The following is a 15019-nucleotide window of genomic DNA, read 5'->3' on the forward strand; positions in this document are numbered from 1 at the left end:
CGTGTAACGCTGGGCACGGCCCCGCAGGGGGGCCATCCCACACGTACCCCACGCATCCCACAGGAGTGAACAGCATGGGTATCGCAGACCAGTTCAAGGACAAGGCGCAGGAGCTCGCCGACCAGGCCAAGCAGAAGGCCGGCCAGGGCAAGGACGAGGCCAAGGACCGCGCCTCGCAGGCCCGCGACCAGAAGTCGGACTCCTCCTCGGGCATGAAGGACCGTGCCCAGGACGCGGCGGACCAGGCGCGCGAGCGTTTTGACCGTTGACGGTCTCTGAGGTGTGACGCGTGCGCGCTGCGGTTCGCGCGTGCGTACGCGTCGCGTCAGGAGGCGCACCCGGGTGACCGGGTGCGCCTCCTTCTTGTGTGCCGAGCGACCGCTGACCCGGGCACACCCGGGCGGCGAGCCGGTCGCCGCCGCACGGGACACGATGAAGGCTGCCGTGCTGAACGAGCACGTGAGCCCGCACCACTTGGTCCAGCTCGCCGTACTTCTTGTCGTGTTCGAACGGGCTGAGAGACACCGGCTCCCCTGGAGGTAGATCGGAAAGGTGGAGTGCACGGCGAACCCGTTCGGACGGGCCAGGCCGCTTCGACAGTCAGTCGCCGCCGGGTGGACCGGGCCGGCCATCGGTGGATCAGTTGCTCGTTCTGCGTGACCACCTGTCGGGTGGCCCACTGGGCTGTGTCGCGGTCCGGGTAGGTGGCGGACCGGTTTCGGACTGCTGTCATGAATGCTCTCGCTGCATGTGTTCGTTGACCGTGTCGATCAGTTCGAGGAGCCCGGCGCGAGTGGCCCAGGAAAGATGTCGCGCGATGCACTGCTCTCCGGGGAAGAGTGCGAGGGCGTATTGCGCCTGTGCGGACAGCGCGGCCGCTCGCTCGTTGCAGTACGGGTGCTCGGCCGCCACGAACCTCCGGACCAGGCCGGAGAACGGGAGGTCTCCTTCGTCCATGAGGACGGCATCGAAACCGTACAGCGATGGGAACGTCTGCAAGAACTCCCAGCCGGCCATGGGTAGTTGATCGTATTCGGGGTAAGGGCCGCGATTCAGACTCCTGACTATTTCGGCAAGGATGTGCAGGTATTCTGAGGGGTCCATTCCTTCGGCTGCCCGTGTGACCTTCTCCTTGAACTCTGGAGGGTAATCATCGAGCGTTCCCGATGCCGATACGGATTTCCCGGCAAGGTCCAGTGCGGCCGCTGCTGTGTAGACGGGGCAGATCCAGTTCGCCGTCCAGTTCGTTTCGGTCAACCGGATGTAGCGTCGGATCTCATCGTCCAGAGAGAGTTCGCCTCTCGATTCCTGTACTGCGGTCGCAAGTTCGATCAGTCGAATTACCGGCCCACTGGAGAACAGGCTGACAATCGAGAGCTCCACCGAATTCACCTCTCTATGGTCTGTTCGGGCCGCTGTGCGGCATGGCTGTGAGGGCAATGAAGGGAGGCTCCAGCCCTTCCTGATTCGCGAGATCCAGCGTGATGCCGATTCCCAGAACACGCCCCATTTCGAGGAGGCTTCTCCCGATCTTCTTCACGTCGTCGAGGCCAAGGCCGTCCTTGAGCCGTGGCAAGGCGTCCCAGACCGCTTTGCGGTGGACGCGTGCCGCCTCTCGCCGACGAAACCATTTGGGCGGTTGGGTCGTACCCGCCGCAGTCCATGAACTCGACGAGATCGCATATCAGATCGCTCGCGACCTTGTGCATCACGCTTTATTGGAGAGCCACGAACAGGAGAACCTACCGGGCGGAATGCGCAGCGCAGTCGAATGCAAGACGTGGGAAGCTCCTTCGCGCTTCGGCCCGGGAGTTCTGACGGCTTCCCCCGGGGGTGCCCCGCCCTCAGGCCTTCCGCGGCGGCAGCGGCGGCCTCCGTAGGTCCGGGGCCGTGTCGTACGACGGTGGGGTCGATGCCGGGTGTGCGGCGAGCAGGTCCAGGGCCAGGCGGACCGCGTCGTCCAGGACCGCGTAGCGGCCCTCCGCCCAGTCCAGGGGGGTGCGCAGGGCCTCCACGTCCGGTTCCACGCCGTGGTTCTCCACCGACCAGCCGTACGTGTCGAACCAGGCCGCGTTCATCGGGACCGTGATCACCGTGCCATCGCCCAGCCGGTGGCGGCCGGTCATGCCGACCACGCCGCCCCAGGTGCGCTGGCCCACCACCGGGCCCAGCTTCAGCAGCCGGAACGCGGCGGTGATCATGTCGCCGTCGGAGGACGTCGCCTCGTCGGCCAGGGCGACGACCGGGCCGCGCGGCGCGTTGGAGGCGTAGCTCACCGCCTGGGCGTTGCGGGTGAGGTCCCAGCCGAGGATCTTGCGGGTGAGCTTCTCCACGACCAACTCGCTGATGTGGCCGCCCGCGTTGCCCCGGACGTCCACGATCAGGGCCGGGCGGGAGACCTCCAGGCGCAGGTCCCGGTTGAACTGGGCCCAGCCCGAGCCGCCCATGTCCGGGATGTGCAGGTAGCCGCACTTGCCGCCGCTCAACTCCCGCACGACGTCACGGCGTTTGGCCACCCAGTCCTGGTAGCGGAGCGGGCGTTCGTCGATCAGGGGCATGATCGCCACCCGGCGGGAAGGGCCGCCGCCGGCCGGGGAGAAGGTCAGCTCGACCGTTGTGCCGCCTGCCGCCGTCAGCAAGGGGTACGGGCCCGCCACCGGGTCCACCGGGCGGCCGTCCACGTGGGTGAGGACCGCGCCCTCGCGGATGCCCGTACCCGCCAGCGGCGAACGCGCCTTGGAGTCCGAGGAGTCGCCGGGCAGGATGCGCTGGACGGTCCAGGCTCCGTCCCGGCAGACCAGGTTGGCGCCCAGCAGGCCGATCGCCCGCTGGTAGTGCGGCGGGCCTTCGTTGCGGCGGGCGGGGGAGACGTACGCGTGCGAGGTGCCCAGCTCGCCCAGCACCTCGCGCAGCAGATCCGCGAACTCGTCGGGCGAGGCCACCCGTTCGACGAGCGGTCGGTACTGGTCCAGTACGCCGTCCCAGTCGATGCCGCACATGTCCGGCTCCCAGAAGTAGGAGCGGATGATTCGGCCCGCCTCGCCGTACGCCTGCCGCCACTCCGCCCCCGGGTCGACCTCGTGCAGGATGCGGCGCAGGTCCAGATAGACCGTGGAGTCGGTGTCGCCCGGCTCGGTGGCGGGTACGGCGCGCAGTTCGCCGTCGTCCATCACGACGAGCCGGGTCGCGTCGCCGCTGACCGCGAACCAGTCGAGGTGGTCGACCAGTTCGGTCCTGCGCGCCTTCGCGATGTTGAAGTGCTCCAGGGTCGGCCGCCCCGACATGTCGGCCGGGTTCGCGAACGTCTCGCCCAGCGCCCCCGAGATCGGCCAGCGCAGCCAGACCAGCCCGCCGCCGCTCACCGGGGCCAGCGCCGAGTACTTGGAGGCGGAGACCGGGAACGGCGTCACCCGGCTCTCCAGGCCTTCGAACTCGACCATGACCGTGGACCCTTCGCCCGTACCCCCTCCTTCCGGAACGTCTATCGGGTCCAGGCCGCCCGCCGCCGGACGGCCGTCGGGCGAGAGGGCGAAGGGGGAGGGCGTCGCCGAGGAGAGCGGGACCAGGTACGGGCGGCAGCCGAGCGGGAAGGACAGGTCGCCGGTGTGGACGTCGTACACCGGGTCGAAGCCTCGCCAGGAGAGGAAGGCGAGGTAGCGGCCGTCCTCCGTGAAGACCGGGTTCTCGTCCTCGAAGCGGCCGTTGGTGACATCGACGATCACCGGGGCGCCGGGGCCGGAGATCCGGGCCAGCTTGATCTGCCGCAGCGAGCGGCCGACGCCCGGGTGCGACCAGGTCAGCCAGTCGCCGTCGGGGGAGAAGGCGAGATCGCGGACCGGGCCGTTGACGGAGCGGATCAGCTCGGTGAGGCCGGGGTGCTCGTCGACCGGTGCGGCGCTGTCCGGGGCCGCCGCGCCCGTGGCCGCGTGGAGGTCGGCGCGGGTCGAGCCGCTGGGGGCCTTCTCCGCGGGGGCCCCCGCCTCCGCCTCCGCTTCCGCCTCGGGCTCCGCCGTGTCCAGGAGCAGCAGGCGGCCGTCGTTCGACGCGATGGCGAGGCGTTCGCCGTCCGGGTCGGAGATCATCTCCTGCACCCGGCCCAGCTGCCCGGTGGCCAGCCTGCGCGGGGGCCGGTCGCCGCTTGCGCGCGGCAGATAGGCGATCTCGACCGCGTCCGGGCCGTCCGCGTCTGTGACGTACGCGACCTGCCCGCCGCTGCCGAGCATCTCCGGCAGCCGCACCCGTACGCCCGGGGTGTCGGCGATGGTGCGGGCGGGGCCGTCGCGGTGGGTGAGCCAGTAGAGGCTGCCGCGTACGGTGACGGCGCTGGCCCGGCCCGTCTCGTCGACGGAGAGCGAGTCGACGTTGCTGGCGGCCGGCACCTGGTGGACGCGCCGGCCGGTGCGCGGGCCCCCGAGGCGTACCTCCAGCTTGCGCGGGGTGGCGTCCGGCGCCTCCAGGTCCTCGACCAGCCAGAGGTCGCCGGCGCACTGGTAGATCACCCGGTGGCCGTCGCTGGAGGCGTTACGGGCGTAGAAGGCGTCGTGGTCGGTGTGGCGGCGCAGGTCGGTGCTGTCCATCAGGCAGGAGTAGAGGTTGCCGACGCCCTCGTGGTCGGAGAGGAACGCGATACGGCGGCCGACGAACATCGGGTTGGCGAGGTGGCCGTCGATGTCCGGGAGCAGGCGTTCGCCGTGCAGCCACAGGCGGCCCATGGCCCCGCCCCGGTAGCGCTTCCATGCGGCCGGCTCGTGCGGGGGCGTGCCGGTGAGCAGCAGCGTGCGGCGCTCGCCGTCGATGTCGGCGACCGCGATGTCGGAGACCGGGCCCCAGGGGAGCCTGCCGCCGGGGCCGCCGTCGGTGGGGACGCTGTAGGCCCAGGAGAAGTAGGAGAACGGCTGGTTGTGCGAGGACACGGCGAGGATCTGGCAGGCCTCGCCCGGATCGGGGCTCCAGCCGCAGACCCGGGCGTCCGTCGAGCCCCAGTGGGTGAGCCGGCGGGCCGGGCCGCCGTCCACCGGGGCGAGGTGGATCTCGGGGTCCAGCGTGCGCCAGGTCGTATAGGCGATGGAGGCGCCGTCGGGAGAGAAGCGCGGATGGCTGACCCGGGTCCGGTCGACGGTCACCCGCCAGGCCCGTCCTGGGCGGTGCCCCGCGGGGGCGAGGGGGGCGACCCAGAGGTCGTCCTCGGCCGCGAAGCACAGCAAGTCCTGGTGAAGGTGCGGGAAACGGAGATACGCGACGTCGTCACTCACCCCCCAATGCTTTCCGCGAGAAGGGCCCGGGGCAACTTGTGGTGCACGACACAAGCGAAACGATTTCGTTTCGCTGGGCGGTGGGGGTACGGTTCAGGTGTACGAAACAGTTTCGTTCGATGCTGAGCGGGACTGAGTGAGAATGAGCGGGACACCGGACAGGTGAAGCGAAGGAGGTCGGCACATGGCACGCACCAGGCTGACCCCCGAGCGTGAGGGCGAGCTCTACGAGGCCGTTCTCGACCTGCTCCGCGAGGTCGGCTACGACGCCCTGACCATGGACGCCATCGCCGCCCGCACCCGGTCGAGCAAGGCCACCCTCTACCGCCAGTGGGGCTCCAAGCCCGAGCTGGTCGCGAAGGCGCTGCGGCACAACAAGCCGGGGAGCCTCGCGGACATCGACACCGGTTCGCTGCGCGGGGACTTCCATGCCGCGCTGAGCCGGACCGACGACTGCCAGATGGAGAAGGACGCCGCGCTGATGCGGGGTCTGAGCCATGCCGTCCATGAGTACCCCGAGCTGCTCCAGGCCCTGCGCGAGCTGCTGATCGAACCGGAGATGACCGGTCTCGACCAGCTGCTGCAACGGGCGGTGGACCGGGGTGAACTGCGTCCGGACAATCCGGCGCTGAAGTACATCCCGCACATGCTGGTCGGCGCGCTGGCCGCCCGGCAGCTGATCGAGGACCGTCCTGTCGACCAGGCGTTCCTCATCGATTACGTGGACTCCGTGGTTCTCCCCGCCCTCGGCGTCTGACGTCCCCGCACCACTGCCCGTACGGCTTGTTCCCCGCGTACGGCCCGTCCCACCCGCACGGCCCTCTCCCCGACGCTCCACCTGACACGCCGCTCTCGTCGTCGGGCTGGTTCCTCACGCCCGATTTCCACTCATACGACCTGACCGGGAGTACGCCCCCGTGGCCACTTTCCTCTACAAGCTCGGACGGCTCACCTTCCGCCGCCGCCGCTTCGTCGCCCTGATCTGGGTGGCGTTGCTGGCGGTCGCCGGAATCGGTGCGGCCACCGCGTCCACCGCCACCTCCAGTTCCTTCTCGATCCCCGGTACGGAGGCGCAGCGCGCCTTCGACCTGCTGGAACAGCGCAATCCCGGCAACAGCGCCGACGGCGCGACCGCCCGGGTCGTCTTCCAGGCGCCCGAGGGCGAGAAGGTGACCGACGCCGAGAACAAGCGCGAGATCACCGGCATCGTCAAGGAGCTGCGGTCCGGCTCGGACCAGATCGCCGTGGTCGCCGACCCGTTCCAGCAGCAGGCCGTGAGCCAGAACGGTTCGACGGCGTACATCTCGGTCTCCTACAAGGTCAACTCCATGGAGCTGACCGACGCGACCCGGGACGCCCTGGAGGACGTGGGCAAGGAGGCGCAGAGCAGCGGCATGAAGGTGGAGATCGGCGGCGACGCCCTCCAGGTCATGCCGCACACCGGGACCGCCGAGATCATCGGCGTCGTCATCGCCGCCATCGTCCTCGTCATCACCTTCGGTTCGCTGATCGCGGCGGGGCTGCCGCTGGTGACCGCGCTCGTCGGGGTCGGCATCGGGGTCTCCACGATCACCGCGCTGGCCAGCGTGATGGACCTGGGCTCCACCACCTCGATCCTCGCCATGATGATCGGCCTCGCGGTCGGCATCGACTACGCCCTCTTCATCGTCTCCCGCTACCGCGCCGAGCTGGCGGAGGGCCGGGAGCGCGAGGAAGCCGCCGGGCGGGCCGTGGGAACCGCCGGATCCGCTGTCGTCTTCGCGGGCCTGACCGTGGTCATCGCCCTGGCCGGCCTCGCCGTCGTCAACATTCCGATGCTGACGAAGATGGGCCTCGCCGCCGCCGGTACGGTCGCCATCGCCGTCCTCATCGCGCTCACCCTCGTCCCGGCCGCCCTCGGCTTCGCGGGCAAGCGGATCATGGGGCGCAAGGCGCGCAAGGCCGCCGAGGCGGAGAAGAGCCCCGACGCCAAGCCGAACATGGGCACCCGCTGGGCGCGGTTCGTGCTGCGCAAGCCGGTCTGGGTCATGCTCGTCGGCGTCCTCGGCCTCGGCATCGTCGCCGTACCGGCCGCCTCGCTGGAGATGGGCCTGCCCGACGACGGCGCCCAGCCGAAGTCGACCACGCAGCGCCAGGCGTACGACATGCTCTCGGACGGCTTCGGCCCCGGGTTCAACGGTCCGCTGCTGACCGTCGTCGACACGAAGAACAGCTCCGACGGGAAGGCCGCGGCCGACCGGGTCGCCGAGGAGATCGAGGCGCTCGGCGTCAGCGCCGTCATCCCGCCCGTCTTCAACAAGGCGGGCGACACCGCGACGATCACGGTCATCCCGAAGGACCGGCCCTCCTCCCACGCCACGGAGGAGGTCGTCCACGACATCCGTGACGCGGGCAAGGACATCAAGGCCGACACCGGCGCCGAGGTCCTGGTCACCGGCGCCACCGCGATGAACATCGACTTCTCGCAGAAGATGAACGACGCGCTGCTGCCCTACCTGGCGCTCGTCGTGGGCCTCGCGTTCCTGCTGCTGATGCTGGTCTTCCGCTCGATCCTCGTCCCGCTGAAGGCGGCCCTGGGCTTCCTGCTCTCGGTGGTCGCGGCCCTCGGCGCGGTCGTCGCGGTCTTCCAGTGGGGCTGGCTCGGCTCGCTCTTCGGCGTCGAGCAGACCGGTCCGATCATGAGCATGATGCCGATCTTCATGGTCGGTGTGGTCTTCGGTCTGGCGATGGACTACGAGGTCTTCCTCGTCACCCGGATGCGCGAGGCGTACGTCCACGGCGAGAGCCCGGGCCAGGCCATCGTGACCGGCTTCAAGCACGGGGCGCGCGTGGTCACGGCCGCGGCCGTGATCATGATGGCGGTCTTCTCCGGCTTCATCGGCTCCAGCGAGCAGATGATCAAGATGATCGGCTTCTCGCTCGCCATCGCCGTCTTCTTCGACGCCTTCGTGGTGCGTATGGCGATCGTGCCCGCCGTCCTGGCCCTGCTCGGCAAGAAGGCCTGGTGGCTGCCGCGCTGGCTGGACCGGGCGCTGCCCAACGTGGACGTGGAGGGCGAGAAGCTGCAGAAGCAGCTGACCGACGAGCCCGGCTCCGGGCAGGGGTCCGGGGACGGCGGCGGCGAGGGCGAGCGCGAGCTCGTCCGCGTCTGACCCGATCCCCGTGGGGCCTGTGAGCCCTTCTGGCTCCGGGGTCCGCGTCTGAGCGGAGCGCGGCCCCGGAAGCGCCGGTTACCTGTGGGGACGGGGACCGGGGCACAGCGAGAGCCCCCGTGCTGACAGCACGGGGGCTTTCCGTGTTTCTCGGGGGTGCGAGGGCTCAGCCGTGGGCCGGCTGCGCGCCTCGCTCCGGGCGGGTGGCGGTTGTACGTGACGGCGGCTGCGGCCCCCGGCCGGAGTCCTTCGGCGCGGCCGGTGCCTGCGCGCGGGTACGGGCCAGGAAGCGCATCAGCGTCCGGATCTCGAACTGGAACACCTCGACGCCGTCCGTCGAGTGCAGCTCCACGATCAGCTGCGTACGGCCGCACGGCCAGACGCGGACGGCGCCGCGCTCGATCGGGGTGCGCAGGCCGCGTTCCAGGAGGTCGAGGCCGAACGCCCAGTCGATGCCGTCGGGCAGCCCTATGTGGACGGTGCGCCGTTCGTCGGCCGGGTCGTAGCGCAGGTCCACGGGGACCGGACGGGTCAGAGGGCCATCGGTGATGAGCCGGGCCCGAGCATGTACTTCGACGACAGGGGACATAGGCCGGCTCCTCCTATATGTGTAGCTCTGCCCTCTAATGTCCCATATTTTGCGGAAGTGGCACGGTGAGCGTGTGCTCACGTGACAGCGGGTGAGCCCGAGGGGTTCGCGGAGCCCAGATGCTGGACCTCTGCTCTTGCGTATGGTTCGCAGGAGGGCACTATTATTGATGGGTTCATGACCCCGCCCCGCAGGACCGCGTCCGCACGGCGCGGAGACCGCGTGGACCCCCGCAGGAAGCGGAGCCTCCCATGCATGTACCCGATGGATTCATCGATGCACCTGTCTCCGTGGCCGCCGGGGTGGCGGCCGCCGGTGCGGTGGCCGTCAGCCTGCGCGGCGCGCGCCGCGAGCTGGACGAGCGCACCGCCCCGCTCGCCGGGCTCGTCGCCGCCTTCATCTTCGCCGTGCAGATGCTGAACTTCCCCGTCGCGGCCGGTACCAGCGGCCACCTCATGGGAGGGGCGCTGGCCGCGATCCTCGTCGGGCCCTACACCGGGGTGCTCTGCGTCGCGGTGGTGCTGCTGATGCAGGGCGTCTTCTTCGCCGACGGCGGGCTCACCGCCCTCGGCGTCAACATCACCGTCATGGGCGTGGTCACCGTCCTCGTTGCGTACGGCCTGTTCCGGCTGCTGACCGGCGTACTCCCGCGCACCCGGCGGTCGGCCACCGCCTCCGCCTTCGTCGCCGCCCTGGTCTCCGTACCGGCCGCGGCCGCCGCCTTCACGCTCCTCTACTGGATCGGCGGCACCACCGACATCCCGATCGGCAAGGTCTTCACGGCCATGGTCGGCGTACACATCCTGATCGGCATCGGCGAGGCCGTCATCACCGCGCTGACCGTGGGCGCGGTCCTGGCCGTGCGCCCCGACCTCGTCCACGGCGTCAGCGGACTCGCCGCCCCCCTCAAGCTCCGGATCGACGGCGAACTGGTCGACGCCCCGGCCGCCACCCGCGAGCCCGAGCCCGCGGCCGCCCGCTCCAACCGCGGGTTCTTGATCACCGGACTGGTCTCCGCGTTCCTGCTCGCCGGCGTCGTCTCCTTCTACGCCTCCGCCGACCCGGACGGCCTGGAGAAGGTCGCCGCCGACCAGGGCATCGACGAGAAGGCCGAGGAGCACGGCGCGGCCGACTCGCCGCTCGCCGACTACGGCGTCGGCGACATCGCCGACGCCCGGCTCTCCGGCGGCCTCGCCGGAGTGATCGGCGTCAGCGCCACCGTCGTCGTCGGCACCGGGGTGTTCTGGGTGGTCCGCCGCCGCCGCGAGGACGAGAACGCCATCGCCTCCCGCGAGCACGAGAACAGCTGACATGGGTGCGGGCCACGCCGACAAGCTCTACCGGCCCGGACCCTCGCCGGTCCACGACCTGCCGCCGCACTGCAAACTCACGGCCGTGTTCTGCTTCGTGCTCGTGGTCGTCTCCACCCCGCGCGAGGCGATGTGGGCCTTCGGGCTGTACGCGGTGCTGCTCGCCGCCGTCGCCGCCGTGGCCCGCGTCCCCGCCGGCTTCCTGCTGAAGCGGCTCGTCGTCGAGGTGCCGTTCGTCGCGTTCGCCCTGCTCATGCCGTTCGTGGTGCCGGGCGAACAGACGACCGTGCTCGGCCTCTCCGTCAGCGTCCCCGGCCTCTGGGGCGCCTGGAACGTGCTGGCCAAGGCCACCCTCGGCGTCGCCGCCTCGGTGCTCCTGGCCGCCACCACCGAACTGCGCGCCGTCCTGCTCGGCCTCCAGCGCCTCAAGCTGCCGCCGCTGCTCGTGCAGATCGCTTCCTTCATGATCCGGTACGGGGACGTCGTCACCGACGAGATGCGGCGCATGTCGATCGCCCGCCGCTCCCGGGGCTTCGAGGCGCGCGGCGTACGGCAGTGGCGGGTGCTCGCCGCCTCGGCGGGCGCCCTGTTCATCCGCTCCTACGAACGCGGCGAACGCGTCCACCTCGCCATGGTCAGCCGTGGCTACACCGGCACCATGCCCGTCATCGACCGGGCGACCGCCACCCGCACCCAGTGGGCGTACGCCGCCGCCCTCCCCGTACTCGCCCTCACTGTCTGTCTGCTGGGATGGACCCTGTGACCCCTACCTCCGTTTCCGGCGACGCCCCGGCCGACGCCCCGTCGCTCGAAGTCAGCGGCCTCGCCTACGCCTACCCCGACGGCCACCAGGCCCTCTTCGGGGTGAACCTGACCGTCGGACGCGGCGAACGCGTCGCGCTCCTCGGCCCCAACGGAGCGGGCAAGACCACCCTCGTCCTGCACCTCAACGGCATCCTGGACGCCGGCTCGGGCACGGTGCGCGTCGCCGGACTCCCGGTCGCCAAAAGGAATCTCGCCGAGATCCGCCGCCGTGTCGGCATCGTCTTCCAGGACCCCGACGACCAGCTGTTCATGCCCACCGTCCGCGAGGACGTCGCCTTCGGGCCGGCCGCCGCCGGACTGCGCGGCCCGGAGCTGGAGGAGCGGGTGCTGCGCGCGCTGAAGCAGGTCGGCATGGCGGAGTACGCCGCCCGGCCGCCGCACCACCTCTCCTTCGGGCAGCGCCGCCGCGTCGCCGTGGCCACCGTCCTCGCGATGGAGCCCGAGATCCTCGTCCTGGACGAACCCTCGTCCAACCTGGACCCGGCCTCCCGCCGCGAACTGGCCGACATCCTGCGCTCCTTGGACGTCACCGTGCTGATGGTCACCCACGACCTGCCGTACGCCCTGGAGCTCTGCCCGCGCGCCGTCATCCTCAGCGAGGGCGTCATCGCCGCCGACGACCGTACGCAGCACCTCCTCTGCGACGAGAAGCTGATGCGCTCCCACCGGCTGGAGCTGCCGTTCGGCTTCGACCCGCGTTCGGTCACCGTTCCATCGCCGTGAACGGATCGTGGCCGTAAACAGCTCGTGACAGTGCGGTGGCCACGGCGACCCGCCCCGCGAACACCCCGCCGGGACGTGCACCATGGGGGGATGAGCGGGAGCGCGGGAGTGAGCACGGCGGGCGCGGCAGCGGAACCGGGAGCGGGCACGGAGGCGGGCACGGAGGCGGTGAACGCGTCCAGGGCCGTGGACGTACGGGGCACGGTGGCCCCCGGGTACGAACCGGTCGCGGACGCCTTCGTCCGCAACTTCGAGCAGCGCGGCGAGCGCGGCGCGGCCGTCGCCGTCTACCGCCACGGGCGCAAGATCGTCGACCTGTGGGCCGGTACGAGAGACGTCGACGGCACCGAACCGTGGGCCGTCGACACCGTCCAGATCGTCCGCTCGGCCGGCAAGGGCATCGCCGCCGCCGTCCCGCTCCTCCTGCACCAGCGCGGGCAGGTCGACCTGGACGCCCCGGTCTCCACCTACTGGCCGGAGTTCAAGACGAACGGCAAGGAACGCGTCCTCGTCCGCGACCTCCTCGCCCACCGGGCCGGGGTGCCCGCCCTGGACACCGCCCTCACCCCCGCCGAGGCCGCCGACGGGGTCTCCGGGCCCGCCGCCGTCGCCGCCCAGCGCCCGCAGTGGGAGCCCGGCACCGACCACGGCTACCACGCCCAGACCTACAGCTGGCTGATCGGCGAACTGGTCCGCCGCGCCACCGGCCGCACCATCGGCCGCTGGATCGCGGAGGAGATCGCCCGCCCGCTCGGCCTCGACTTCTGGTTCGGGCTCCCCGCCGACGAGGCCCACCGCATCGGCCGCATCGGCCCTGTGGAGCCCCCGGCAGCGGCCGCCGCCTCGGGCGCCCTGCGCGTACGCCCCAAACGCTCCGTCGTCGAGGCCTACCGCGACCCGGACTCCCTCACCCGCCGGGCGTTCGGCGCGATCGACCCGTTCCCCGACGAGAACGACCCCGCCTACCGCGCGGCCGAACTCCCCGCCTCGGGCGGCATCGCGACCGCCCGGGGCCTGGCCCGCTGCTACGCCGCGATGATCGGCCCGGTCGACGGCCACCGCCGCCTGTTCGCCCCCGCCACGCTCACTCTGGCCCGCACCGAGGAGTCGGCGGGCCCGGACCGCGTCCTGGTCGTCAACACCCGTTTCGGCCTCGGCTACATGCTGCACGGCCCGGCCGCGCCGCTGCTGGGCCCCGGCTCGTTCGGCCACCCGGGCCGCGGCGGCTCGCTCGGCTTCGCCGACCCCGAATCGGGCATCGCACTCGGCTACGTCACCAACGGCCTCCAGAAAGGGGTCACCGCCGACCCCCGTGCCCAGGCCCTGGTCAGGGCAGTACGGTCGGCGCTATGACACGACCTCGATTCGATGGCTACAGCGTCCTGATCACCGCCGCCGGCCAGGGCATCGGCGCGGCAACGGCCCGCCGCCTGGCGGCGGAAGGGGCCTCCGTCCTCGTCACCGACCTGGACGCGAAGCGCGCCGCCCACACGGCGGCGGCGATCCGCGAGGCGGGCGGCACCGCCGAGTCCCTCGTCTGCGACGTGGCCGACCGGGCGGCGGTCGAGGCGGCGGTGGCGTACGCGGTCGAGACCTTCGGCGGCCTGGACGTCCTGGTCAACAACGCCTACGCGGCGGGCCAGGACACCCCGCTCTTCGAGGACGAGACGGACGAGGTCTGGGAACGCGACCTGGACATCACCCTCTCGGGCCCGTTCCGCTGCGCCCGCGCCGCCCTGCCGCACCTGGTCGCCTCGGGCCGGGGCGCGATCGTCACCATCGGCTCGGTCAACGGCGAACAGGACTTCGGCGGCCACGCGTACAGCGCCGCCAAGGCGGGCCTGACCAGCCTGACCCGTACGCTCGCGGGCCACGCGGGACCGCGGGGTGTACGCGTCAACCTGGTCGCCCCCGGCACGATCCGCACCGACGCCTGGGCGGGCCGCGACGCCGAACTGGCCCGGGCCGCCGCCCTCTACCCGCTCGGCCGCGTCGGCACCCCCGAGGACATCGCGTCCGCCGTCGCCTTCCTCGCCTCCACCGACGCGGCCTGGATCACCGGGACGACGCTGCGCGTGGACGGCGGGATCCTCGCGGTGAACACGGGCTTCCGGAAGGCGATGGCGCAGCCGTAAATCCGTGGTCGCTCGGCACCCGTGCGACCTACCCTGCGCGGATGATCAACCACGGACACACCGACAGAACCGGCCGCCCCGTCACCCTCCACGAGGTGGACGCGGACAACTGGCGGGCGGTCGCCGACAGCGCGCCCCGCGACGACCAGCGCGACTGGGTCCCGGCCCTGGCCGCCCGCTACCTGCTGCTGAGCAGCCGCGAGGACACCTGGACCTCGCTGGCGGTCCTGGCCGGCGACCAGGTGACAGGCCACATCATGTGGGCTCGGGACGAGGAGGACGGCGCGTACTGGATCGGCGGCATGCTGATCGACGCCGCCCACCAGGGCACGGGCATCGGCGCAGCCGCCGTACGCACCCTGGCGGCCTGGCTCGCCGCCCGCGAGGACAGCACCGCCGTACGCCTCTCCTACGCCCCGGCCAACCGGGCCGCCGCGCACCTGTACACCGCGCTCGGCTTCCGGCCGACGGGGGTGGAGGAGGACGGGGAGGTGGTGGCGGAGCTGAACTTTCGCTGCACTTCTAGGAGTTACGGCTCACGATCGAGTTGGCGTATGAAGCGAGGTCGTGGACCAGAACCCGCAGACGCCGCCTCCTGAGCTTGTCCAAGAGGGGGAGGGCGTGCCGGTAGGTCGCTGACCAGGTGATGTCGGTGCCGCCATCGAGGGCTCGGGCCAGGTCCACAGACCCTCGGTGAGAGGTGAACAGCCCTGCGGCCTGTTCGTAGCTGAACCGCTGGTCGGGAACCATCTCCACGACGCGCTCGTGGCAGTGCACACGTCCGGTGAGGGTGCGGATGGTGCGCCGGTCACCCACGCGTGCCGGTCGGTCGATTCCCGCGGGCACATCCCACTCGACGTCGGCGTGGGCGGACCACAGCGGCCAGGACTCCGCATGCAGGAGCGCCGCGTAGACGATGGCGGCCGATGCCGATGAGTGCGAAGACGCAGTGACAGCGAGGGACGACACCTCGACAAGGGTAGACCGCGTCTCACGGTGATCGTGAGGCCGAGAGGCCGGATGCTCCCGGGGG

Annotated in this window: 13 protein-coding genes; 9 read left to right on the forward strand and 4 right to left on the reverse strand. The window is 71.1% G+C overall.

The features are described from left to right. Positions 1–74 precede the first annotated feature (74 nt). Positions 75–269 (forward strand): hypothetical protein, encoded by a 195-nt coding sequence (locus tag G3I54_RS29005; RefSeq protein WP_164618693.1) that lies wholly within the window; start codon positions 75–77, stop codon positions 267–269. A 460-nt stretch (positions 270–729) separates the two neighbouring features. On the opposite strand, the gene G3I54_RS29010 is transcribed toward G3I54_RS29005, so the two are convergent. Further along, positions 730–1383 carry a hypothetical protein gene (locus G3I54_RS29010; RefSeq protein ID WP_164618695.1) on the reverse strand — a complete coding sequence of 218 codons (654 nt, stop codon included), beginning with the start codon at positions 1381–1383 and terminating at the stop codon, positions 730–732. Between the two features lie 461 nt (positions 1384–1844). Further along, positions 1845–5252, reverse strand: a complete 3408-nt coding sequence (locus G3I54_RS29015) for a S41 family peptidase (protein ID WP_164618697.1) — start codon at positions 5250–5252, stop codon at positions 1845–1847. A 184-nt stretch (positions 5253–5436) separates the two neighbouring features. On the opposite strand from G3I54_RS29015, the gene G3I54_RS29020 reads away from it, so the two are divergent. Continuing rightward, entirely contained in the window at positions 5437–6009 is a 573-nt protein-coding gene (locus G3I54_RS29020; RefSeq protein ID WP_164618699.1) for a TetR/AcrR family transcriptional regulator, read from the forward strand. 160 nt (positions 6010–6169) lie between these two features. Further along, positions 6170–8404 (forward strand): MMPL family transporter, encoded by a 2235-nt coding sequence (locus G3I54_RS29025; protein WP_164618701.1) that lies wholly within the window; start codon positions 6170–6172, stop codon positions 8402–8404. A 166-nt stretch (positions 8405–8570) separates the two neighbouring features. Here G3I54_RS29025 and G3I54_RS29030 read toward each other — a convergent pair whose 3' ends face one another. Next, complete coding sequence (locus G3I54_RS29030; protein ID WP_164618703.1) at positions 8571–8993, reverse strand: SsgA family sporulation/cell division regulator; 423 nt, start codon at positions 8991–8993, stop codon at positions 8571–8573. A 251-nt stretch (positions 8994–9244) separates the two neighbouring features. Between G3I54_RS29030 and G3I54_RS29035 the strand changes: the two genes are divergently transcribed. The 6 genes from G3I54_RS29035 to G3I54_RS29060 all read left to right on the forward strand — a co-directional run bounded on the left by G3I54_RS29035 (position 9245) and on the right by G3I54_RS29060 (position 14585). Beyond that, positions 9245–10303 (forward strand): energy-coupling factor ABC transporter permease, encoded by a 1059-nt coding sequence (locus G3I54_RS29035; RefSeq protein ID WP_164618705.1) that lies wholly within the window; start codon positions 9245–9247, stop codon positions 10301–10303. A gap of 1 nt (position 10304) precedes the next feature. Further along, on the forward strand, positions 10305–11066 hold the full coding sequence (gene cbiQ, locus G3I54_RS29040; RefSeq protein ID WP_164618707.1) for a cobalt ECF transporter T component CbiQ: 762 nt from the start codon (positions 10305–10307) through the stop codon (positions 11064–11066). Beyond that, positions 11054–11851 (forward strand): ABC transporter ATP-binding protein, encoded by a 798-nt coding sequence (locus G3I54_RS29045; protein ID WP_164618709.1) that lies wholly within the window; start codon positions 11054–11056, stop codon positions 11849–11851. Before cbiQ ends, G3I54_RS29045 begins: the two co-directional genes overlap by 13 nt. A 186-nt stretch (positions 11852–12037) precedes the next feature. After that, positions 12038–13204 carry a serine hydrolase domain-containing protein gene (locus tag G3I54_RS29050; protein ID WP_164618856.1) on the forward strand — a complete coding sequence of 389 codons (1167 nt, stop codon included), beginning with the start codon at positions 12038–12040 and terminating at the stop codon, positions 13202–13204. Beyond that, positions 13201–13986 (forward strand): SDR family NAD(P)-dependent oxidoreductase, encoded by a 786-nt coding sequence (locus G3I54_RS29055; RefSeq protein ID WP_164618711.1) that lies wholly within the window; start codon positions 13201–13203, stop codon positions 13984–13986. The genes G3I54_RS29050 and G3I54_RS29055 overlap by 4 nt, the downstream gene beginning before the upstream one ends. 41 nt (positions 13987–14027) lie before the next feature. Beyond that, positions 14028–14585 (forward strand): GNAT family N-acetyltransferase, encoded by a 558-nt coding sequence (locus tag G3I54_RS29060; protein ID WP_164618713.1) that lies wholly within the window; start codon positions 14028–14030, stop codon positions 14583–14585. Here G3I54_RS29060 and G3I54_RS29065 read toward each other — a convergent pair. Beyond that, positions 14509–14955 (reverse strand): SRPBCC family protein, encoded by a 447-nt coding sequence (locus G3I54_RS29065; RefSeq protein ID WP_164618715.1) that lies wholly within the window; start codon positions 14953–14955, stop codon positions 14509–14511. The genes G3I54_RS29060 and G3I54_RS29065 overlap by 77 nt on opposite strands. Between the last annotated feature and the right edge of the window lie 64 nt (positions 14956–15019).

The sequence above is a fragment of the Streptomyces sp. SID14515 genome (assembly GCF_010548505.1).
GTDB classification, from domain to species: Bacteria; Actinomycetota; Actinomycetes; order Streptomycetales; family Streptomycetaceae; genus Streptomyces; species Streptomyces caviscabies.